This window comes from Sorangium sp. So ce128 (genome assembly GCF_051525245.1).
Classification (GTDB): Bacteria; Myxococcota_A; Polyangia; order Polyangiales; family Polyangiaceae; genus Sorangium; species Sorangium cellulosum_B.
This window is the reverse complement of the sequence record NZ_CP150313.1, coordinates 661,368-683,642: the sequence shown is the minus strand read 5'-3', so window position 1 is coordinate 683,642 and position 22,275 is coordinate 661,368. Positions and strand designations below refer to the sequence as shown.

Here is a 22,275-nt window from a genome sequence, read left to right as displayed (position 1 = left end):
GGGGGTGTGGTGGCGTTGTTCGAAGGGAGGAGGGCGCCGGAGGGGCGATCCGCGCGCTGCGTCAGGGCCTGAGGACGACCTTGACGCAGTCGTCGAGCTTCTTGTTGAAGATCTCGTAGCCTTGCGGGGCGCGCGAGAGCGGCAGGCGGTGGGTGATGATGTCGTCCGCCCGGAGGTGGCCGTCCTCGATGTGCTTGAGGATCCGGTCGATGTAGTTGTGCGCCAGCGCCTGGCCGGCGCGGAGCTTCAGGCCCTTGTCGAAGAGCTGGCCCAGCGGGAAGTTGTCGTAGGACACGCCGTAGACCCCCACGACCGGCACGACCCCGCCCCGGCGCACGGCGCTCATGGCGAGCCGGAGGGCCGATATCGTCCCGACCTGGCCGTGAAGGGCGCTGGAGGCCTTCTCGAGGAGGCCGCGGTGCGCCTCCATCCCGACCGCGTCGACGCACACATCCGCGCCGCGCCCGCCCGTCATCGCGCGGATCGCCTCGACAGCGTCGACCTTGTCGACGTTGACGGTCTCGGCCTTGGCGACCTCGCGGGCCGTCTTCAGGCGATACTCTTCGCGATCGACGCCGATGACGCGCGCCGCGCCGCGGAGCCAGGCGCACTTCATGGTCGCGAGGCCGACAGGCCCGCATCCGAACACGGCGACCGTCTCTCCACCCTTGAGCTCGGCCCACTCGATCGCCGTCCACCCGGTGGGGAGGATGTCGGTCGCGAAGAGGACCTGCTCGTCGGTGAGGCGATCAGGCACCCTCCGTGGCCCGAAGTCGGCGTAAGGGACGCGCACGTACTCGGCCTGACCTCCGTCGTAACCGCCGTAGATGTCCGTGTACCCGAAGAGGGCGCCGCCCTTGCCCTCGAGCGTGCCGCCCTCGGGGCCGTAGTGCTTGGGGTTGGAGCTCTCGCAATGGACGGGGAGCTCCGCCTGACAGAAGAAGCAACGCCCGCACGCGATGGGGAACGGGACAACGACCCTGTCGCCCTTCCGCAGCTTCGTGACCTGCGGGCCGATCTCCTCGACGACGCCCATGAACTCATGGCCGAGCACCATGGGCTTCGCCTGGGGAAAGAAGCCGTTGTAGATGTGCAGATCCGAGCCGCAGATCGCGGTCGCGGTGACGCGCACGATGACGTCGGTGGGCTCTTCGAGCCGGGGATCCGGGACGTCCTCGACGCGGACGTCCGAAGGTTTGTGGAAAACCAGGGCCTTCACGGTGCCTCCTTTCGGCTGACACATCGGTACGGGGCGCTCGGCGGCTCCACCGGCCGAGCCGGCGCACGGACAGCGGAACCACAGCGCTGGCTCGCATAAAGCGAGCCACGGAGCAGCGGCGCGCCCGCAGGCGGGGGCCCGTCGGCCACGGCGAGCGCGAACGGGGTGCCCTGCCCCACCGTGGCGGTCTGTCTCGACGCCGGGGAGCGACCACGGCGACCACGGGCCGGGCGCGGCCGGCGCCCCTGCCGAGCGCGGGCCGCCGCTGCTCCGCGACCCCGCTGGCACCCCCGCCCGCGCCGATGTCTACTGCTCTCCGATGCTGCCCTCGTCCCCCGAGCCGCTCCTCGGCGCGAGCTTCGTCCGCGAGCTCGAGGTGCTCCAGCGCCGGCTCGAGATCCGCGCCCGCTCCGGCGGCGCCGGCGAGCACCTCGCGCGGCGCCGCGGCGGCTCGGCCGAGTTCAAGGAGCACCGGGCGTACGCGCCCGGCGACGACATGCGGCGGATCGACTGGGCCGCGTACGCCCGCACCGGGGAGCCGGTGCTCAAGCTGTTCCGCGCCGAGGAGGACGTCATCGCCCGCATCGTGTGCGACGCGTCGGCGTCCCTCGACTTCGGGGAGCCCACGAAGCTCGACGCGGCCCGCCGGCTCGCGGCCGCGATCGGCTACATGTCGCTCGCGCGCTCCGAGCGCGCGCAGCTCGTCGTGGCGGGCGACGGCATCGCCCGCGAGCACGCGCCGGTGCGCGGGCGCGCGGGGCTCGCCGCGCTCCTCCGCGCCCTCGACGGCGTGAGGGCCTCCGGCGGGACGCACCTCGCGCGCGCCATCGACGCCGTCGTGCGGCAGAGCGCGCGGCCAGGCCTCCTCTGCGTCGTCTCCGACTTCTTCGACCCCGGCCCGGTCACCGCCGCGCTCGGGCGCGCGGCGCAGGCCGGCCACGACGTCGCCGCCCTCCAGGTCGTTGCCGCCGACGAGCTCGAGCCGAGCTTCGAGGGTGACCTGACGCTCGAGGACGCCGAGACGGGGGCGCTCGTCGACGTGACCCTGGACGCCGCGGCCCTCGCCGCCTACGCGGCCCGCTTCGCCGGCCTGTGCGAGGCGCTGCGCGCGTTCGCCCGCCGCCACGGGGCGACGTACGTGCGAGCGCGGAGCGACGAGCCGCTCGAGGGCGCCGTCCGCCGCTTCGTCGCGAGGAGCGTCGACTGACGTGGCCGCCCCGCTCGCACAGGCCTCCGCGGGCGCCCCGCTCGCGCTGCTCTCGCCCGGCGGCCTGTGGCTGCTCGCGCTGCTGGGCCCGCTCGTCCTGCTCTACATCCTCAAGATCAAGCGGAGCCGCCGGCGCGTCCCCTCGACGTGGCTCTGGGCCGCCGCGCAGCGCGATCTCATGGCGCGCGCGCCCTTCAGGAAGCTCATCGCCCAGCTGCCGCTCGTGCTGCAGGCGCTCGCGCTCGCCCTCCTCGCGCTCGCCCTCGCCCGCCCCGCCTCGCGCGGGCGCGAGCTCACCGGCGATCACGTGGCGATCGTCCTCGACACGAGCGCCTCGATGTCCGCGGCCGCTCGAGGGCCGGCCGGCGAGGCGACGACGCGCGTCGAGCTCGCGAAGCAGCTCGCCAGGGACCTCCTCTCCGGCCTCGCCCCGGGCAGCGACGCGCTGATCGTCGAGGCGGGGCGCGACGCGCGCCTCGTCGCGGCGCTCGATCGCGATCTCGTCCGGCTCAAGGCGGCGATCGACCCCATCGCGGCGCGCGACGTCGAGGGCGACCTCGAGGCCGCGGTGGCGCTCGGGATCGACCGGCTCCGCCAGCTCGGAGGCGCCCGCCGGGTTGTCGCGATCACCGACGGCAACCTCGCCCGCCCCGCCTCGCTGCGCGGCGCGTCGCTGCCGGTGGAGGTCATCACGGTCGGTGATCCGGTCGACAACGCCGCCATCGTCCGCGTCGACGTGCGCTCCGGGAGCGCGGTGGTTGGCGCGAGCGGCGCGGACGGCGAGCGTCCGGAGCATCGCGAGGAGGTGCAGGCCTTCCTCGTGGTCGCGAACTTCGGGGCGCAGCCGCGCGACGTGTACGTGACGATGCGGCAGGACAACGCGTCGGACGTGCTCGGCTCGCGGCGCGTGCTGGTCAAGCCGGGCGAGCGCCTCCCGGTCGTGCTCACGTTCCGCCCGTCGCCCGGCGACTACCGCAAGGGGCTCGTCTTCGAGCTCTCGCCGCGCGACGCGATGCCGCTCGACGACGTCGCCTACGGGCGCGTGCCGGCCGGCGACAAGCTCCCGGTGTTCCTCGCGTCGGCCGGCAAGGGCCAGGGCGGCGACGCCCAGGGCGCGCAGCCGGGAGCGCCCTCCGGCGGCTCCGTCTGGCTCGAGCGGGCGCTCGCGTCCGATCCGATGACCTCCGTGACCTCGGGCGCGCTCGCGGACCTGCTCGGGAAGCCCGGGCTCGATCCCGACACGTTCGTGGTGATCGACGGCGCGTGCCCGCCCGATCCTCCGGGGGGCGATCTGCTGATCGTGAACCCGCCGCCCGGGCGCTGCGCCGGCACGCTCGTCGGGCAGACGCTCGAGCGCCCCACGCTCACGTCGTGGGACACGGCGGATCCGCGGCTGCGCTTCCTGACGCTGGACGGCGTGAACCTCCGCGTGGCCTCGTCCCTCAAGCCGGAGGCGGCGACGCAGGAGCTGATCCGCGCCCAGGAGGGCACGATCGCGACCGACATCTCCACCGCCTCGCGGACCGGCACGCTGCTCGGCTTCGACGTGGGCGAGAGCGACTGGCCGCTCAAGGCGTCGTTCGTGCTCTTCGTGCGCAACCTGCTCGAGCAGGCGCGAGCCCACCGCGCCCACGGCATCACCGGCCCCGCGCGCACCGGCGAGCCGCTGCGCGTGAGCGTCCCGGCGACCGCGCGGGACCTCCAGGCCATCGGCCCTGCGGGCGAGCGGCTCGAGGTCGCGCAGCGCGCCGGCGTCGCGGTGATCGCGGAGACGCCCCGCGCCGGCTTCTACCGCCTCGCCTGGCAGGGACCGCAGGCCGGGTCCGTTGCCGTGCCGGCGAACCTCACGAGCGTCGCCGAGAGCGATCTCACGCCGAGGCCGCTCGCCGCGGAGGGAGGCGGCGAGGTCGCCGTCTCCAGCGCGGCGGGACAGCCGGACGCCCATGTCGAGTGGACGTGGCTGCTGGCGCTCGCGGCGCTCGGCTTCGTGGTCTTCGACGTCTGGTACTTCACGCGCGTGCCGATACGGTCGTGAGTTTCACGCGCGTGCCGATACGGTCGTGAACACGCTGCGGTCGCAGGAGCGCAATGTGCTCGGCGAGCTCGCCGATGCACGCGAATCCCTGCTCGAGGGGCGGAACGCACCCCGAACGACGAACCACACCCTGCTCTGGACAACCACCCTCAAAGCGACCCCGTGAGGCTCCCCTCGGGTGGACTCCCGTATCCACGGCTTTGAAGGTTCCTGGTAATCTCGATGAGCTTGGCTCCTGTCCTTTTCCACCGGCGGGCGTCGCCCGCGGGCGCATCCCCCGGAGGACCCATGGTTACCCAGCGCCGCCCGTGCCGTTCCGGTCGCGGATTCCCCACCGGACCTCAGCACCCGCCCCCTTCGCCGTGGGCCGCGCGCACCGGCCCGGGTGTGTGTCCTCTCGGCAGCGCGGCGTTGCTCCTCGCGCTGCTCGCGGCGGCATGCGCCGGGGGCGAGATCGGGGGTGGCGCGAGCGGCGGCAGCACGGGCGGCACGCGCAACCCGATCTGCGAGGTGGGCACGAGCGCCGGCGAGGTGCAGGCGCCCGAGCACCGGATGGTCCTGCCCGGGCAGACGAGCTGGTACGCGTCGCCGGTGGTGATGGACCTCGACGGCGACGGTCAGAACGAGCTCATCGCCGCTTACTATGCGCTCTTCGTCTTCGACTCGAACGGGAAGGAGATCGATCGCGCCGAGGCCGGGGAGGACAGGATCTACGCGCCGCACGTGGTCGCCGACCTCGAGGGCGACGGCGCGATCGACATCGTTTATGGCAACGGTCCTCAGGTCTTCGCATTCGAATGGAACAACGGGCTCGCGCTGAAGGCCGGGTGGCCGGTGGACACCACCACGGCCGGCAGCGCCCCCGAGGTGCGCGGGCTCGCCGCGGCGGATCTCGACGGCGACGGCACCATCGAGGTGGTGGCGACGACGACCCAGACCGCGAGCACCGAGGACGGCGGCGCGCAGGTCTTCGTCTTCAGCGCGGATGGGTCGCTCTATCGACCCGCGCCCGCCGGCGCCGCCTTCGCGGCCTGGCCGCGGTACAATAGCCAGAGCGGCCCGGGGAACGACGCCGATCGCAACGGCATGGGGCACTCCGGGTTCGGGTGTTATGGGCTCAACGTCGGCATCGGCGACATCGACGACGACCCGGAGCTCGAGATCCTGGCCACCTACGACAACCACCACATCCAGGCGTTCAACCACGACGGCGTGGCGGTCGACGCCGCGCCGTATTTCAAGAATCGCGACGAGGCGTTCGCCGACCAGCCGCTGACCTGGGGCCAGTTCATCCGCTGGGCGGACCCGAAGGTGGAGGGCGACCATTACCATCTCCATACCGGGACGTGGCCGCACCCGAGCTCCGCCGAGTGGCTGCAGTGGACCGCGTCGCCGCCGAACGTGGTCGATCTCGACGGGGACGGGCGGAACGAGGTCGTCGGCATTCCGAACGTCGAGATGCACGAGCCCTACGAGACGCAGGCGTATGCGGTGATGGTGCTCGAGGGCGCGCACGGCGACGGCAGCCGATCGGCGATGCGCAAACCCGGGTGGGAGACGCTCCCGCGCGGCGAGAGGCCGCTCGAAATCGACGGTTATTACCCGCCAAACGGCGTGCCCTCGCCGACGACGGTGAACATCCAGGGGGACGCGCGGCCCGAGATCATCGTCCCGATGAACGACGGCTACCTCTATGCATTCGGCCCCGATGCGTCGCTCCTGTGGCGATACAGCTACATGCACGGCAAATCGATCATGTTCGCGACCGAGGCCACCGTGGCCGACCTGAACCAGGATGGATCACCCGAGGTCTTGCTGGCGACCTACGGCGCTCCCGACGTGCTCGACTCCGGCAACCTCGTGATCCTCGGCGCGAACGGCGCGGTCCTGCACGACGTGCCCCTGCCGAACCCCGGCAGCAACGGCAACGGCAACGGCGCGCCCGCCGCGCCGGCGGTGGGTGATCTCGACGGAGACGGCCAGCTCGAGGTCTTCGTGCAGACCTTCGAGCATGGGATGGATGTCTTCACGATCCCGGGATCGGCGGCGAATTGCATGCTCTGGCCCACCTCGCGAGGTGGCCCGCTGCGCACGGGTCAGCCCTCGCGGTGACCCGCGCTCGCAGGGCGGACGCCGGCCGATTCAGGGGGATCGCTCAAGGGCAGGCCGTCTGCTCGCCGTGAGGCCGGCCCCGGTGCCCCCGGTGCACCCGGCGGCGCGACGACCACCGGCGGCTCGGCCGGCTTCGCTCCTCCACCCACCAGGATACACGCGGCGTCGCGCCATTGCCTGCAGGTACACAGGGCTCCTCGCAAGGAAGCCACTCCCCCGCGAGCGACACGCCCCGCGCGTCCTCCAGGACGCCTCGCGCCCTCAGCCACGCGGCGAGCGCCTCGCCGAGCTCGCGCATGCTCGACCAGCGCGACGACGGCTCCTTCCGCAGCCCGCGCTCCACGATCGCCCAGAGATCCGCGTCGAGACCGCACGTGTCGACGAGCGACGGCACCGCGTCCTGCAGCACCGCCCTCAGGCCGTCCAGCGCGTTCCTTGACGAGAACGGGGGCCGGCCCGACAGGAGCTCGTACAGCATCGCGCAGAGCGACCAGATCTCACGAGCGGCGCCGAGAGCGACCTCACGCCGAGGCCGCTCGTCGCGGAGGGAGGCGGCGAGGTCGCCGTCTCCAGCGCGGCAGGACAGCCGGACGCCCACGTCGAGTGGACCTGGCTGCTGGCGCTCGCGGCGCTCGGCTTGGTGGTCGCCGACGTCTGGTATTTCACGCGCGTGCCCTGGCCGCTGCGAGGCCATGACAGGCCTGCAGCCTGAGCGCTGCGGCGGGAAAGCGCCGCGGATCAGCGGAAAGACCGCCAGAGCGCCAAGGCCGCGCCGCGAGGGGCCAGAGGTCCTAACCGACCACCTCAGCGGATATGGTCCTCGTCTCGATATCAACCCACAGCTGGAAACTCCCGGCCTCCAGCTCCTTCGCGTAGAAGATCTTCGGGTAAAGCCGACCGTTGAGCCGCATTCCTCGCTTGCAGCTCGCCACGATCGCCGCCCTGGTCGCGGCGAACAACGTCGCCACGCTGGTCTTCTTCGCCACCGGGCGGATCGTGACCTGCTCGAGATCCTGACCGCGCTGGCGCGCGCCGGCGAACTCGAGCAGATTTGCGGCCTCACGGTCGACGAAGCCCCAGTCCTGCTCGCTGGCGGGCGCCCTCCGCGACGCCAGGTACACCAGCTGATAGCCGCCTCTCAGATACTCGTGAGCCGCGAGAGGGCTCGCTTCGACGACGGAGAGCGCCGCGCCGCCGTGCGCGCCCTCGAAGCGCTGGAGCACGAGGTGCGCCCTGTGAGAACGAGCGACGTCGGTGATCGTCTCGAAGAGCGCCACCGTCGGAATGAACGCCTCTATCGTCGGCATGCGGCACCTCCAGGGGTGAACGCGTCGTCGATCTCCGAGATCTGCGTGATACAAGCGCACCGCCGACGCACGCGGCTCTCGTCGGTCGGCCAGCAGAGGTCCCGCCCGTCGATGTCGCGTCTCTCATGGGCAGCCCGTCTGCATCGACGGAGATCCCATCGGTCGCCCATCGTGGCGATGGTAATCTGAAGACCAGGAGGTCGCCAATGGTCTCGCGCACACCTGCGCCGCCGCCGCTGGCGGCCTGCATGCGGGCGAGCTCCTGTCCTCGCCCACAGACCGATGGACGGCCACACGGGGCCCGGCATCCGGCAGCAGCAAGGAGCGTTCAATTGCCATCGCGCGTGTGGGCGCTGTAGGCTGTGCCCGGAAGAGTGCGCTCGAACGCTTGCACGTCGCAGTCGCGCGCTCCGGAGTCACCATGCGCCGCCCTCGCACACGCCGCCTGTTCGTCATCTCGGACCTGCACGTCGGCGGCGAGCCGCCGTGCATGATGTCTCACCCGGACCGCCTCGCGGCGTTCATCCGCTCCATCGCCGAGCCCGGCGCGGACGAGGCCGTGGAGCTCGTCATCGCCGGTGATTTCGTCGATTACCTCGCGCTGGCTGTGCCCGGAGGCGCGGCTTCGCCGTGGACGCCGCGTCCCGCCGAGGCCGTCGCGAAGCTCGACGTGGTGATGAAGGACCGCTCGTTCGGCGACGTGTTCGACGCGCTTGCAGCGCACGTGGCGCAGCGGCACCGGCTGACGATCTTGCTCGGCAACCACGATCTGGAGCTCGCCTTGCCGCAGGTGCAAGAGGCGCTCCTCCGGCGCCTCGGGGCCACACCCCACGACGTCCTCTTCGTCCTCGATGGCCGCGCCTACCGGGTCGGCGGCGCGCTCATCGAGCACGGCAACCGCTACGACGACGCCAACCAGAACGACCTCACGCACCTCCGCGCGATCGCGTCGGCGCTCTCGCGGGGCGAGGAGCCGAAGGACGAGCTCGAGATCTCTGCCGGAAGCCTCCTGGTCCATCGCGTCGTCAATCCGCTGAAGAAGCACTACCCGTTCATCGATCTCCTGAAGCCCGAGGGCGAGCTCCTCGTGCTCCTCTTGCTTGTGCTCGAGCCTGCCGTCATCCGCTCGGTGCTGCCCCAGATTGGCCGCGTGCTCGACGCGCAGCGGCGCGCCCGGAGGAACGTCGACGGCCGGCCCCCCGGAACCACGGCGAACGTCGGAGCGCACGACGAGGACGAGGACAAGGAACTCGCCGCGGTGTTCGGCGATGCATATCCACTGCTGCGCAACCCACCGACACAGGTCGGCATGGCGGACTGGGTCCCGCTCCTCTTCGACCGGCCCGTCGCCGACAGCATCAAGGTGCTCCTTGATCAGGGTACGAGCATCCCGAAGGCACGGCTGCAGCGCATTCGCACGGCAATGCGGCGGATGCTCGTGAACGACCACACGTTCAAGCGAGACTTGGATAACCCGGAGGACGCCTTGCTCGGCGCGGCAAAGCGGATGCTCACGAGCGACGTCGAGGTCGTCGTCATGGGGCATACGCACCTCGCCCGCGAGGTTCATGTGGGGGCGGGGCGGACGTACATCAACACGGGCACGTGGGCCGATCTCGTGCGCGTGCCGGACGATGCGCTCGCCGAGGGCAAGGACGCGGAGCTCGCCAGTTTCCTGACGAAGCTCTGCAAGAACGAGGCGAGGACCCAGGTGTTCACGTTCGCGGACATCACGCTCGGCGAGGACGGGCGCGTGCACGAGGCGCGGCTGCGAGACTACCCATGAGGCCGAGCCTGCGGATCGTCGCGGCGGCCGCGAGATCGGGGCAGCGGGATCACGGGACGGCCTGGGCGCTGTACCCGGATCTCATCGTGACGGCATTTCATGTGGTCGGGAGCACGAGCGCGCGCCTCTGGAAACACGAGGATCCGCTCTGGTCTGGCTGCACGTACCTCCTCGAAGGCGTCTCCTCGGCGTCGCTCGAGCCCCTCCTGTACGATCCGCGGGCGGACGTGGCGATCCTGCGCATGCCGGAGCCCTCGAGGCTCGGCGAGCCGTGTTTCCTCGTCCCGTCGCCGATCCCGCCGTCGCCGGGGGATCCATGGTTCGCCGAGGGATACCCCGATCTGCCGGGCCTGCGACGAGAGCGGGGCGTGGGGCTCGGGGGCGTGGTCCAGCGGGCATCCGCCGATCTCGACAGCAATGCATTCCAGCTCCACGTTCGTCAGGGCACGGCGGCGACCTGGGAGGGGATGTCGGGTTCGGCGGTGCGCAACCACAACGACGAGGTGCTCGGGATCATTACCCAGACGTCGAAAGACGTGGCGACCGCCCATGCGGCGCCCGTGGAGGCCGTCGAGCGATTGCTGCGCCTCCGCGACGGCAGCGCGCTCGCCGGCCGCGTTCGCGAGCTCTTCCGCGGGGCCGGGGACGAGGAGGCGCTCGCGGCGGACCTCGCGGACGCGATGAGCTGGAGTGTCCTTGGCCATTCCCTCGACGGGCTCGTGCGTCGGGCGGCGATGGAAGGCGGCGATGGCTGGCTCGACCTGCTCGCGAAGGCCGAAGAGCAACGCCGTGCGGCGCTCCCGGGCGCGGAGGACGTCCGCCGTGAGATCCGCGATGCGTCGCGCGACGGCGCCTCGGAGGCGGAGGTCCTCCGGGTGCTCCACGCATTCATGCCCGACAAACCAGAGGAGGAGGCGGCCATCGTGGATCGACTGGGCGGCGTGGTCTCCTCGCCCATCGTGACGAACGCCGTCGCGCGGATGATCGAGCGCGGGTGGGTGGAGCGGCGGCGGGATGGGACGCTCACGCTGAAGCCGGAGGGGGCGAGGCGCGCGGCAAGGCGGGAGCATGTCCTGGCCGTGCTGCGGAAGCTCCGGGGCGGGGCGAGGCTCTCGCGCGAGGAGCTCGCAGGGCGTTTGCCGCGGATATCGCCTCTCGCGTTCGGGCGCGCTCTCGAGTGCGCCATCCTGGTCGGGTGGGTGGAGCGGCAGCCTGGAGGCGCCGTTCGCGGAACGAATGAGGGCGAGCAGCTCCTGGAGGCGGCCGATCGGGGCAGCCGCTTCCTCGTGGGAATGGGATTATGGCCATCGTGATTCTCGACGATCGTCCGGTCGACGCGGGCGGGGATCTCCTGTGGAAGAGCCTGCCGATCCGGGGGGAGCTCGAGCGGATCGCGGAGACGATCGTCCGGTCGAAGGAGGATCCCCCGTCGCCGTCGATGACGTTCGCGGTGCACGGGAAATGGGGGACGGGCAAGAGCAGTGCGCTCAAGATGCTGCGCTCGTTCGTGCGGGAGAGGTCCGTGGAGGCGGGCAAGCGCCCGGTGTTCTGCGAGTACCAGGCGCCCGCGCTCCAGGCCGCGCGGCGGGACGCCCGGACGACCCTGGCGATGCGGATCCTGCAATCGATCGCGATGGCGGGCGACGCGCGGAAGATCTCGCAGCGGCTCGAGGATTACGCGCGGATCATCGATCGGGATCGGACCGAGGGCCTGCAGAGCGCGGGGGGCGCGACCGCCGAGACGGTGTGGGACGCGGCGATGTTCGACCGGATCTCGGCGGTGCTCACGAGCATCCCGGATCTCTGCGGGATCATCATCCGGCAGGAGCTCGCTTCGAGCGAGAAGGGCCAGTGCCTGCTCGTGGTGCTGCTCGACGACCTGGATCGTTGTGGCTCCGATTTCGTGCTCTCGCTCCTGCAGGAGATCCAGTACCTCAGCGACATCGACAACCTGTTCTTCGTGATGGCGGTGGACGAGGAAGTGCTGCGCGGCGCGGTGCGGTCGCAAGGCGGCGGGAAGTCGGTGATGGAGACGGACCGCGAGCTGGAGAAGTACCTGCAGCACGCGGTCTGGGTGCCGCCGCTCGACGGTGCGCGGGCGAAGGAGTTCGTGAAGGGCCTCGCGGAGAGGGCGCCGCGGGTCAAGAAGCTGGTGGATCCGCTCTGGCGGCAGGACGACACGATGGAGGCGTTCGATCTGCTGCTCGAGGGGCTGCACGAGATGACGCCGCGGTCGGTAAAGCGGTACCTGAACCTGCTCGCGCCGAAGATCGACGGGGCGCTGGAGGCGAGGGCGGTGCATCCGAGCGACGTGCTCGGGAAGCGGGCGATCTTCAAGGAGAAGATGATCGAGACGACGTGGCCGGATTTCCACCGGAACGTGCTCGCGAAGGCGGTGGGGGAGGCTTCGTCGAAGGGGGATCCGAAGGCGGTGAACCTCGTGGCGGAGCTCGAAGGGATCGGGCGGTACGCGCGGGAGAGGAACGCGCCTGACACGAAGGTGCTGCACGATCTGAAGTACGTTTGCGAGGAGTATCCGCACATGGGGCTCGGCGAGGTGCCGGTGAGGCTCGTGCGGTATCTGGCGATCGCGCCGCCGTTGCCATATGCATGGTTGACCGGGATCGACCACCTGAAACCGGTATCCCTCGAGGAGCCACGTGTCCTGCCGAAGATCGAGCCCGAGTCGGCTCTCACGGACGAAGAGGACGAGGCAAAGGCGCTCGAGCCGGAGGGAATCGAGGAGCCTACTGCACGCTGCGCGCAAGCGCTCTCACTGGAAGCTGCAGGGCCGCCTGTCGAGGAGGCGGAGGACTCGGCGGACGATGGTAAGGCGCCGCAAAGCCCGTTGCGGCAGCTCCAGGGCATTTATTTGTCTGTCGCAAGAACGTTCGCTCGCGATCCCCAGCGAGCCCTGCAGAACGCGCAGCGTGCTTATGACCTCGTACAATCGAATCGAGAACGGTTCGACAAACGGCATGTCAACAGACTCATCGAGATCGCAAACACCATAGCACCAACCAGCAACCACAGCATCGTGAGCAAGCTCTGCGAACTTGCGCTCGAGCTGGACCCCGAGAACATAAATACCATAACGTTTTACCTCGCCCTGATTATTGGCTTTCATATTGCGGAGCTGTATCCAAGGGCTGGCGAGCTCATTCAGCGATTGCGGTCCAGCGGCACCGATCCGTACCCCGAGCGCACGCTCTATTACGAGATGAAGCTCGGCAATGCGCAGGGGAGCCAGGCCGGGGTCGATGAAGAGCGGCTGCGAAGTGCGGTCAACGACTTCAAGCGGACGCCCGGGGACGTGCTTCGGTACCGGTGGCTCATGCGGATGCTCGCTCAGATCGGCGACAGGAAGCTGGCGCGGGAGGCCACAAAAGCTCGCTACCACGCCGTGGCGGGTTCGGATGCGGTCGATGCGCTTTTTGAGATGGCGAATCTCGATGCCATGTCCCCCGACGTGAACGATGAACGCGAAGCCCTGGAGCTGTACCGGTACGCGCTTGGGGGTTTCATTCGTCTCGCATCTGGGCGCGTCCTTCACAAGTACGCGACCCTCCTCTTCAAGCATGAATACGAGCATGCAGCAGGCGAGGTATGGTTTCTGGCTTATGAGTACGGTCCCGGAAACGAGGACATCTGCCGCGAATACAGTGCCTACCTGATGCGGGCAAACGCGCCCGATCTCGCGCACAAGGTCTCGAATGGCGAGCCCATCGACCGGATGGTGACTCTGGCCAAGCGGAAGGAGCTGCCTGCTTCGTTCGTCGGACCCGACGTGGAGCGGTGGTGGAAAAAAAAGTACACAGAGGGGGGAGGATCTCGAGGCTAGCCTGGAGTGACGACTTCGCGCGGAGCAGCCGCTCCTGACCCTGGCGAGCTCCCTCCAGAGACCACCGGCGCGCCAGCTACGCCGCGTCCTGCTGCGGTGGCGCCGTCCTCGGAACGTGATCGAGCAGGAGCGAGAGGTGTCCGCTTCGGCCGCTGCGGGGGCACCTCCCCTGCGGCTCAGGGCGCGTCGCCCTCGCCCTCGTCGAGCCCTTCCCACCATTCGGCCAGGTCGATCTCGACGTCCTCGAACGGCGCCGCGCGCACCTTCTCGTCTTGTCCGTGCAGCCCCAGCTCGACCCACCGCCCGTTCTCGATCTGGCTGACCAGCAACGTCCGCCGGACGGGATCCACGTACCAGAGGCCAGACACGCCGATCTCGGCGTAGAAGCGGCGCTTCACGAGGTTGTCGTAGCTCGCCGTGCGCGGCGAGAGGATCTCGCAGCACCAGTCGGGAACGAGGGAGATGGGCTCCGCGGGCCGCGGCGGCGCGAGCATGCGCCCCCGGCGCCAGCCCGCGACGTCGGGCGACATCTGCGGCGCGCGCTCGATCTGGATGCCCGGCTCGGAGAGGATCCACCACCCTCCCGGACCGCCCCTGCCCCGCTGGTAGGGGTTCTTGAGGTCGGCCGTGATCAGGTCCTCGATGTTCGCGTGAACGAAGCCGGGACGCGGAAAGGCGTACAGCGTGCCGTCGATGATCTCGCCCCGCCAGCCGGGCGGCAGCGCGTCGAGATCGGCGAGCGTGGCGGACCGGACGACCTTCTCGGCGAGGTTCATCACGACCTGCGCGAGCATACACCACCGCGCCCTCCGGGGCTGGGGCTCCCGAGCAGGCTCGGTGCCGCCGAGCGAACGCCAGCGCACCTCCCACGGATCGATGCCGCACCCTCGCGCGGCGCTCTATGCGCTTCAGCCGGGCGACGGCTCGTCCGCGGACAGGCTCTGAAGCCAGGTGACCGCCTCGCCCCAGCGGAGGGCACGCCTCGGCTCGGCTTCGCGGAGCCGCTGCCATTCCTCGCCCTCGTCGTGGGTGATGATGCGCGACGCGGGGTCGTCCTCGACGGCGAGGGCGATGAGCCAGTCCGTGGTCATCGGCATCTTTCCAGGGATGACTTTGAAATCGGCGATCAGCTCGCCGCCGAGGGTACGCTTCTTCGCCTGCTCCCAATCTCGGTCCGTCGGATACCGTTGACACAAGCTGTCGGCCCATCGGGCGGCGCTCGGATGATCAAGGTGGATGTCGATGATCTGGATGCCAAACTGGCGGAGGAGGCCATCGAAGCGGACCTCCGAGAATCTGGCGCCCTTGCTCACACGCATCTGGCGACGCCTTTCAAGGTAGACCTGCGCATGGATTACAACCTCGACCCTTTTGCTCCCAGCGAGAATGCAGAGCTTTTCGATGTCGATGACGCTACGCGCCGCGTTAGTGTCAATCCAGAGCCGCGCGTCAGGCATCCTTGGAGGACTCATCGCCAAGACCGAACTGCTCGTCGAGCTCTGGCGCAGTCCACGCCTCCCAGCGGCCCTCCGGTCGGGAACGCAGGAACCACAGATATCCGCCGCTCTGCAGCCCGAGATCGCCTCGCATCTCCGCGGGGATCTGCGTGTAGCCCTCGGGTGTCACCCAGTGCAGCTTGGCGCCTTTCTTGCTCGCGCGATCTTGAAGCTCGCAGTCCGTGCGCGAAGGCTGCCGCGTGACGAGCGTCTCCCCCTCGGGGGAACGCCTGAACCGGAGCACCTCCGGGCCGTCGAAGACCTGGACGTGGCTCTCGAGGAAGATCTGGTCGACGATCCCGCGCTGCACCTGCTCGCGCAGGATGTCACGGACGAGCTCTTGGTTCTCGGGATGCAGGCTCAACTCCGGCTCCTCGATGGCGACAAGTCCAGCGCGGGACGTGAGCACGGCCCCGACGAGAGCGACCACCTGCTGCTCGCCCGAGCTGAGCTCGGAGAGCCGTAGGATCTGCTTGCCCCGGACCTCGAAGCGCAGGTCGGTGACGTGCCCGCCAGGTACTGGAGCGCGGAGCACGGAGATCTCTCTATCGGACAGTGTCTTGAACCGATGGATGAGGTCCACGAAGACGCGCCAGCGCTCCGTCTCCTCCGGCTCAAGCGAGGTTGCCAGCGCCAGGAGGCGCTCAGCCGTGGTAGCCGACAGCGGCCCACGCTCGCCGATCGCCCGGAAGTCTCGGCGGAGAGCGTCCAGCAGAAAGAATGGTTTGCTCCCGGGGCCGAGCGGCGCCTCGATGGCGTTCTTCAGCGGCGAGATCTCGTCATCTTGCAGCCTGCTCCCCTCACCATCTTGCATCACAAAGCCACCCGCGTTCTTCAGCGCTCGGGGCACTCTCCAGCTGTTCGCTGAGCCGGATATCGCCCTCTCCAGCCGGAGGAGGACGTCGTTGCCCGACGGGGTCAGAGTGATGCGGAGGGCGCCCAGCCGCGCATCGTCGAAGTGAACTGCGATCCGCTGTGGATCGCGAACACCGGGAGGCCAGCTCCGGTGGCTCATCGACAGGCCGAAATAGCTGTTGCTGAAGTCCCACTGCAGCTTCAAAGCACCGTCCTGGGAGACCATCCCATCAGGGCTCACGACCGAGCTCAACCAGAACGAGGCGGCCCGGAAGAACAGGTCGATCGCCGCGAGCGCGTTCGATTTTCCGGCCCCGTTGGTCCCGTGAAGCACGGGCATCGCGTCCGCCGCGCCGCCAGAGCTCAGCTCGATCTCCGTGGGCCCTCGGAACGTCCGGAAATTTTCGATGACGAGCCGCGAGATGAGCAGCGATGGGGTGGCGCGGGCGTTCACCCGCCAGAGCAGAGCAATATGCGGACCCAAAGGTCAAGCCTCCGCCCCGCCGTGCTTCGGCCCGCCCTCAGCGTGCTCATCCCGCCTCTCGGCTCTGGCCGCTCACCACCACGCCCCCGTCCTCAAGGGCAGGCCGTCTGCTCGCCGTGAAGCCGGCCCCGGTTCAGCCGGTACACCCGGCGGCGCGACGACCACCGGCGGCTCGGCCGGCTCCGCTCCTCTACCCACCAGGATACGCGCGGCGTCGCGCCATTGCCTGCAGGTTCACAGGGCTCCTCGCGAGGAAGCCACTCTCCCGCGAGCGACACGCCGCGCGCGTCCTCCAGGACGCCCCGCGCCCTTAGCCACGCGGCGAGCGCCTCGCCGAGCTCGCGCATGCTCGACCAGCGCGAGGACGGCTCCTTCCGCAGCCCGCGCTCCACGATCGCCCAGAGATCCGCGTCGAGGCCGCACGTGTCGACGAGCGACGGCACCGCGTCCTGCAGCACCGCCCGCAGGCCGTCCAGCGCGTTCCTTGACGAGAACGGGGGCCGGCCCGACAGGAGCTCGTACAGCATCGCGCAGAGCGACCAGATATCGGCGCGGCGATCGATGTCAGGGACGGCGAGCACCTGCTCCGGGGGCATGTAGTCGGGGGTGCCGAAGACCTCGAAGCTGGCCGACGCCTGGCTCGCCTCGCGCTCGGAGACGATCTTCGCGACGCCGAAATCGACGATCTTCGGCTGGAGCCGGCCGCCGCCGCGGCGCACCAGCATCACGTTGTCCGGCTTGAGGTCGCGGTGGACGACCCCCTTCTCGTGCACCGCGTGCATCGCGCCCGCGACCGGGAGGAGCAGCGCGATCGCCCGCTCCGGCGTCATCGCCGCATCGCGCGAGAGCGCGCTCCGCAGCGACTCGCCCTCGATGAGCTCCATCACCAGGTAAGGGTCCCCCGCCGCGGTCTCGCCGAGGTCGAAGATCCGGACGACCTCCGCGTGGTTCAGCCGGCCGGCGGCGCGCGCCTCGCGGACGAAGTACTCCGCGAGCTCCGGCGACCGGAGCTCGGGCCGCATCAGCTTGATCGCGACCTCCGACCCGAGCGCCACGTGCGTCGCGATCCAGACCGTGCCCATCGCCCCCTCGCCGATCCTGCGGACCAGCCGGTACTTGCCCGCGATGAGATCCCCCTCCTGGCAGTGCACGCTGCGCGCGGGCTCGCCGAGGCCCTCGTCGAGATCCCACGCGCCGCCGCCCGTGCCGTTCCAGGTGTCCGTGGTCTCGATGCGCGACATGATCTCTCCTGCCCCGACTGCGCGGCCTCGCCGCGCCCATGACCCGCGCTCAAGCAGACTGCGTGCCATCCCTGACAAACATGGAAAGGTGCTCCGATGCGCCGGAGCGCCGCATGAAACCCGCTCGACACCGACAGAGACGCCCCACGGCGTCGCCGATGGGGCACTCGGCCACACCCGCCGAAGCGGCGTCCCCGGGCCCGCGCAAAGATGATTTACTGCGGCTCCCCCGCATGCGGACCGAACGGAGGCCTCCCTGATCCCGGCGGCCGCGCTGCGCGCCCTCCCCTACGCCGCCACGCTCGCCGGCGCGCTCGTCTTCGCGGCGCTGCTGCGCCTCGCCCTCCGGCGCGGCGCGCTCCGCCGCCCGATCCTGCTCGGCTGGATGGTGGCAGGCGCGCTGCCGGCGCTCTACGTGGGCCTCGTCTGGTGCGGCGTGCTCCCGGACGCCTATCTCCGGCTCGCGCGGCCCTGGGGCGCGCTGCTCGCGCTGGGCGCCACGTCATTCATCGCGCTCCGGTACCTCGCGCTCGCGCTCGCCTCGGCGCACGCCCGCCGGCAGGGGGCGTGGCGCTCGCGGCTCGGCGACTCCCTCGCCCCCTTCGCCGCGTTCGCCGCGGCCATGGCCGTGGCCGGGCCAGAGCTTGGCCGGCCACTCGACCGGCTCACCGTCCTGGTCGCAATCGATCGCAGCCGCTCGATCGACCTCGTACCGAGCGCCGACCGGCGCGTCGCGCAGGAGCTCTCCGTCGCCGAGCTCGGCATGCGCGAGGACGATCGGATCGCCACCATCGCGTTCGCGGCGGGCGCGGCGACCGAGGATCCGCCGCGCCCGCGCTCGCAGCTCGCGGCCCCGCAGCGGGTCGCGCTCGGTCGCGACGGGACGGACCTCGCCGCCGGCATCCGGCGCGCGCTCGCCGAGGTGCCGCCGGACTCCGCGGCGCGCGTCGTGCTGCTCAGCGACGGCGTCGCGACCCGCGGCGACACGATGGCCGCGGCCGCCGCCGCCGTCGCCGCCGGCCTCCCGGTCGACGTGATCCCGCTGGAGCAGCGGCTCGTCCCCGACGTCCGCGTGGTCGCCCTCCGCGCGCCCGCGCGGGCCGACGAGGGTGAGGCGCTCGATCTGCGGCTCGTCACCTCGTCGCCGTCCCCGGCCGAGGTCGAGATCCGCCTCCGCCGCGACGGCGAGCTCATCGCCCGCACCGAGGCCTCGATCGCCGCGGGAGAAGACGTGCTGCGCATCCGGGAGAAGGCGCCGGGGCCCGGGCTGCACCGCTACGACGTCGAGATCACCGCGAAGGATCCGAGGCTCGACGAGGCCGCCGAGGACAACGCGGCGAGCGCGTTCCTGCGCGTCCGCGGGGCCGCGGCGGCCCTCGTGCTGGAGGGCGACGCCGGGCAGGGCGCGTTCATCGCGCGGGCGCTCGCGGACGGCGCGTTCCGCGTGGACGAGGGCGGCCTGAGCCGCGTCCCCGCCGATCTCGGGGAGCTCGCCGGCTACGACGTCGTGGTGCTCAGCGACATTCGCGCGTCGGATCTCTCGCCAGGCCAGATCGACGCGCTCGCGAGCTACGTCCGCGATCTCGGCGGCGGGCTCCTCCTGATGGGCGGCGATCGGAGCATGGGGCCGGGCGGCTACGCGCGGACGCCGCTCGAGGAGATCTCGCCCGTCGCGTTCGACCTGAAGCAGGAGCGGCGGCGGGCGAGCCTGGCCGAGGTGATCGGCATCGACATCTCCGGGTCGATGGCGGCGACCGCCGGCGCCCACACGAAGCTCGAGCTCGCCAACGAGGCCGCCGCCCGGTCGGCCTCGCTGCTCGGCCCCGGCGATCGGATCGGCGTCGCGCACGTCGACACGGCGGTGCGGTGGAGCGTGCCGCTCGGGCCGGTCGCGGACGGCGCCGCGATCGAGAAGGCGATCCGCGCCGTGGGCCCCGGCGGCGGCGGCATCTACGTCGACATCACCCTCGAGGCGGCCTACCAGGCGCTCGACCGGGACACCTCGAGCCTGAAGCACGTGCTGCTCTTCGCCGACGGCTCGGACGCGGAGAACATGGGGCCGTGCCGCGCGATGGTGGAGGCGGCGATGCGCCGCGGGACGACGACGAGCGTCGTGGCGCTGGGCCAGGGCAGCGACGTGCCGGAGCTCGAGGCGCTGTCGCGCATCGGCGGCGGCCGCTTCTACCTCGTCGAGGACGCCACGCGGCTGCCCGCGGTGTTCACGCAGGAGACGATCATGGCGGCGAAGAGCGCGATCGTGGAGGAGCCTTTCCACGTCGCGCTGGGCGCGCCGTCGTCGATCACCGCCGGCGTGCCGTTCGGCGAGGCGCCGCCGCTCGGGGGCTACGTGGTGACGGTCGCCAAGAGCCGGTCCACGGTGCTGCTGTCCGGGCCGGAGGGCGATCCGGTGCTCGCTGTGTGGTCGGCGGGGCTCGGCCGGACCGCCGCGTTCACGAGCGATCTCAAGGGCCGCTGGGGCGCCGCGTGGACGCGCTGGCCCGGCGCGGCGCGGATGATCGCGCAGGCCGCGCGCGACGTGACGCGCAAGGAGGAGGATCCGCGCGTGCGCCTGGAAGCGGACGCGTCGGGCGGCGAGCTGTCGGTGCGGGCGAGCGTGATCGGCGACGACGGGCGGGCGCAGTCGTTCCGCCGGCTGGTCGTGCACGTCGCGGGGCCCGACGGCTTCTCGCGAGAGCTGCCGCTCGAGGCGACGGGCGCGGGCGCGTACACGGCGAAGCTGCCGCTGTCGCGGCCGGGGACCTACGTGGCGGTGGCCCGGGACGAGCTCACGGGGGAGGCGGTCGGGACCACGGGGGCGGCGATGACCGCCGGCGAGGAGCTGCGCCCGACGGGCAGCGATCTGTCGCTGCTCCGGCGGATCGCGGAGTTCACCGGGGGCAAGCGGCGCGACACGCTCGCGGGCATCTTCGAGGATCGGGCCTCGAAGCGGTTCGCGTACCGGGACGCGACGCCGAGCCTGGTGTTCTTCGCCGCGCTCGCGCTGCTGCTCGCGGTGGCGGCGCGGCGGCTCGCGCTGCCGGAAGCTGCGGCGGCGTGGCTCGCGCGGGCGGGAGAGCGGCTCCGCGCGGCGCGGTGGGGAGCCGCCGCGGAGCCGGCCGCCGCGGGCGCGACCGTGGGGGCGCTGCTGTCGGCGCGGGAGCGGGGGCGCGAGCGGCGCGAGGGCGCGCAGGCGGGACCGGCGCTGCGCGATGACGGGCGCGGCGGGGGCGAGCCGGCGCGGGCGCCGCCGCAGCCGGGGCACACGGCAGCGCAGCCGGCGTGGACGGCGCCCACGCGGAGGCCAGCGCAGGCGGGATGGAGGGCGCCGCCCGAGGGGCCCGCGCCCCCGGGATCGGCGGGGCCCGAGCAGGCGGGATGGCCGGCAGACCAGGCAGCCGCGCGGCCGGAGCAGCGCGGAGCGGCCGCAGCGCCGGCGGCGGGGCGAGCCACGCACGAGACCGCGGCGCCCGCAGACCGCGAGGCGGCGCGCGAGGGGCGGCCGCTCACCGCGGCGGAGAAGATCCTGGCGCGCCGCCGCGGGCGGCAGTGAACGTGTCGCGCAGGCCCCGCCTCGTGAGCTCTCGTCGGGGGCGCGACCCGCTCGTGAAGGCGGAGGGCGAGCGCACGCTGAGCGTCGGCGTGAAGGCGCTGCGGAGCGTGCTCGGGGCCGCGCAGGCCGCCGGGATCGACGGGAGCTCGCTCACCCGAGCGCACGGGCTCACGCCGGAGGAGCTGCGCAACCCCGACTTCCGGCTCTCCTATCGCCGGTGGATCGCGCTCTGGGACGATGTCGTCGAGAGGGCCGGCGATCCGGGCGTCGGGCTCCGCGCCGCGGAGGCGCTCTCGATCGGTCACTGGGATGTGATGGACTACGTCGTCGCGTCGAGCGACACGGTGGGCGACGCCTTCCAGAGGTTCTCGCGGCACTTCGCCGTCATCAGCACGGCCGTGCGCCATGTCCTTCACGTCGATCGCACGGAGGCCCGGCTCGTCCGGGAGCACGTACCCGGCGCGGCCCCGCACCGGGTCGCGACCGAGTTCGGCTTCGCGAACATCGTCCTTCGCTTCCGCGCGCTCGCCGTCACGCCGTGGTCGCCTTCCTCGATCCAGTTCCGTCACCCGCGCTGCGCCGAGCTCGAGGCGTACACCCGGATCTTCGCTTGCCCGGTTCGATTTCGAGCGCCCGGCGACGCGATCGTCCTCCCGCGCGCGGCGCTCGCGACGCCGATGAAAGGGGCCGCCCCCGAGCTCTGTGCCGTCCTCGAGCGCCACGCCGCCCTCCTCGTGCAAAAGCTCCCGCCCGCCCACGCGAGCCTCGTGGAGCGCGCGCGGCACGCGCTCGCCCTCGAGCTGCACGGCGGTGCTCCCAAGCTGGCGACGGTGGCGAAGCGGCTCGGGCTGAGCGCGCGCACGCTGCAACGACGCCTCTCGGAGGACGGTTTTCCCTTCCGAGCGCTCGTCGAGAAGACCCGCGAAGAGCTCGCGCTGCGCTACCTGGAGGATCCCGCCATCGGGCTCGCGGAGATCGGCTCGCTGGTGGGCTTCTCCGATGTGAGCGCGTTCTACAAGGCCTTCCGGCGGTGGACGGGGAGCACGCCGGGCCAGCTCCGCGGGCGCTCCGTGGCGTAGCCGAGGGCGCCGCCGGACAATCGATTGGCGCGGCGGCACAATGCCGGGGGCGGCCCGGGTTCG

At 71.3% G+C, this 22,275-nt stretch carries 16 protein-coding genes; 9 read left to right on the top strand and 7 right to left on the bottom strand.

Annotated elements, in window-relative coordinates; genetic code table 11:
- Window positions 1-61: 61 nt before the first annotated feature.
- Entirely contained in the window at window positions 62-1,219 is a 1,158-nt protein-coding gene (locus tag WME82_RS02755; protein ID WP_438041552.1) for a zinc-dependent alcohol dehydrogenase, read from the bottom strand.
- 319 nt (window positions 1,220-1,538) lie between these two features.
- Between WME82_RS02755 and WME82_RS02750 the strand changes: the two genes are divergently transcribed.
- The 4 genes from WME82_RS02750 to WME82_RS02735 all read left to right on the top strand — a co-directional run bounded on the left by WME82_RS02750 (window position 1,539) and on the right by WME82_RS02735 (window position 6,573).
- On the top strand, window positions 1,539-2,426 hold the full coding sequence (locus tag WME82_RS02750; RefSeq protein ID WP_438041551.1) for a DUF58 domain-containing protein: 888 nt from the start codon (window positions 1,539-1,541) through the stop codon (window positions 2,424-2,426).
- A gap of 1 nt (window position 2,427) precedes the next feature.
- The gene (locus tag WME82_RS02745) at window positions 2,428-4,461 is read left to right on the top strand and encodes a vWA domain-containing protein (RefSeq protein ID WP_438041550.1); all 2,034 of its coding nucleotides are present in this window, start codon (window positions 2,428-2,430) and stop codon (window positions 4,459-4,461) included.
- Window positions 4,462-4,486: 25 nt separating this feature from the next.
- Window positions 4,487-4,627 (top strand): hypothetical protein, encoded by a 141-nt coding sequence (locus WME82_RS02740; RefSeq protein WP_438041549.1) that lies wholly within the window; start codon window positions 4,487-4,489, stop codon window positions 4,625-4,627.
- A 221-nt stretch (window positions 4,628-4,848) separates the two neighbouring features.
- On the top strand, window positions 4,849-6,573 hold the full coding sequence (locus WME82_RS02735; protein WP_438041548.1) for an FG-GAP repeat domain-containing protein: 1,725 nt from the start codon (window positions 4,849-4,851) through the stop codon (window positions 6,571-6,573).
- Window positions 6,574-6,616: 43 nt separating this feature from the next.
- Here the strand turns inward: WME82_RS02735 and WME82_RS02730 are convergent, their stop codons facing one another.
- On the bottom strand, window positions 6,617-7,171 hold the full coding sequence (locus WME82_RS02730) for a hypothetical protein (protein ID WP_438041547.1): 555 nt from the start codon (window positions 7,169-7,171) through the stop codon (window positions 6,617-6,619).
- Between the two features lie 193 nt (window positions 7,172-7,364).
- Window positions 7,365-7,880 carry a hypothetical protein gene (locus tag WME82_RS02725; RefSeq protein WP_438041546.1) on the bottom strand — a complete coding sequence of 172 codons (516 nt, stop codon included), beginning with the start codon at window positions 7,878-7,880 and terminating at the stop codon, window positions 7,365-7,367.
- Window positions 7,881-8,301: 421 nt separating this feature from the next.
- Here WME82_RS02725 and WME82_RS02720 point away from each other — a divergent pair, with 421 nt between their 5' ends.
- Genes WME82_RS02720 through WME82_RS02710 form a run of 3 tightly spaced genes read left to right on the top strand, consistent with a single transcriptional unit; the run spans window position 8,302 to window position 13,507 of the window.
- The gene (locus WME82_RS02720) at window positions 8,302-9,666 is read left to right on the top strand and encodes a metallophosphoesterase (protein WP_438041545.1); all 1,365 of its coding nucleotides are present in this window, start codon (window positions 8,302-8,304) and stop codon (window positions 9,664-9,666) included.
- A complete protein-coding gene (locus tag WME82_RS02715) occupies window positions 9,663-10,979 on the top strand; it encodes a trypsin-like peptidase domain-containing protein (protein ID WP_438041544.1) in 1,317 nt (438 codons plus the stop codon). Before WME82_RS02720 ends, WME82_RS02715 begins: the two co-directional genes overlap by 4 nt.
- Window positions 10,967-13,507: a P-loop NTPase fold protein gene (locus tag WME82_RS02710; RefSeq protein ID WP_438041543.1), complete on the top strand. Its 2,541-nt coding sequence runs from the start codon at window positions 10,967-10,969 to the stop codon at window positions 13,505-13,507. The genes WME82_RS02715 and WME82_RS02710 overlap by 13 nt, the downstream gene beginning before the upstream one ends.
- A 176-nt stretch (window positions 13,508-13,683) precedes the next feature.
- Here WME82_RS02710 and WME82_RS02705 read toward each other — a convergent pair whose 3' ends face one another.
- The 4 genes from WME82_RS02705 to WME82_RS02690 all read right to left on the bottom strand — a co-directional run bounded on the left by WME82_RS02705 (window position 13,684) and on the right by WME82_RS02690 (window position 17,583).
- On the bottom strand, window positions 13,684-14,283 hold the full coding sequence (locus WME82_RS02705) for a Uma2 family endonuclease (RefSeq protein WP_438044852.1): 600 nt from the start codon (window positions 14,281-14,283) through the stop codon (window positions 13,684-13,686).
- 132 nt (window positions 14,284-14,415) lie between these two features.
- Complete coding sequence (locus WME82_RS02700; protein WP_438041542.1) at window positions 14,416-14,964, bottom strand: hypothetical protein; 549 nt, start codon at window positions 14,962-14,964, stop codon at window positions 14,416-14,418.
- Complete coding sequence (locus WME82_RS02695) at window positions 14,957-16,342, bottom strand: AAA family ATPase (protein WP_438041541.1); 1,386 nt, start codon at window positions 16,340-16,342, stop codon at window positions 14,957-14,959. The genes WME82_RS02700 and WME82_RS02695 overlap by 8 nt, the downstream gene beginning before the upstream one ends.
- Before the next feature lie 92 nt (window positions 16,343-16,434).
- Window positions 16,435-17,583 (bottom strand): serine/threonine-protein kinase, encoded by a 1,149-nt coding sequence (locus WME82_RS02690; protein WP_438041540.1) that lies wholly within the window; start codon window positions 17,581-17,583, stop codon window positions 16,435-16,437.
- 385 nt (window positions 17,584-17,968) lie between these two features.
- Here WME82_RS02690 and WME82_RS02685 point away from each other — a divergent pair, with 385 nt between their 5' ends.
- Both WME82_RS02685 and WME82_RS02680 read left to right on the top strand, forming a co-directional pair.
- Window positions 17,969-21,133, top strand: a complete 3,165-nt coding sequence (locus tag WME82_RS02685) for a VWA domain-containing protein (RefSeq protein WP_438041539.1) — start codon at window positions 17,969-17,971, stop codon at window positions 21,131-21,133.
- A 23-nt stretch (window positions 21,134-21,156) separates the two neighbouring features.
- Entirely contained in the window at window positions 21,157-22,212 is a 1,056-nt protein-coding gene (locus WME82_RS02680) for an AraC family transcriptional regulator (protein ID WP_438041538.1), read from the top strand.
- The last annotated feature ends 63 nt before the right edge of the window (window positions 22,213-22,275 follow it).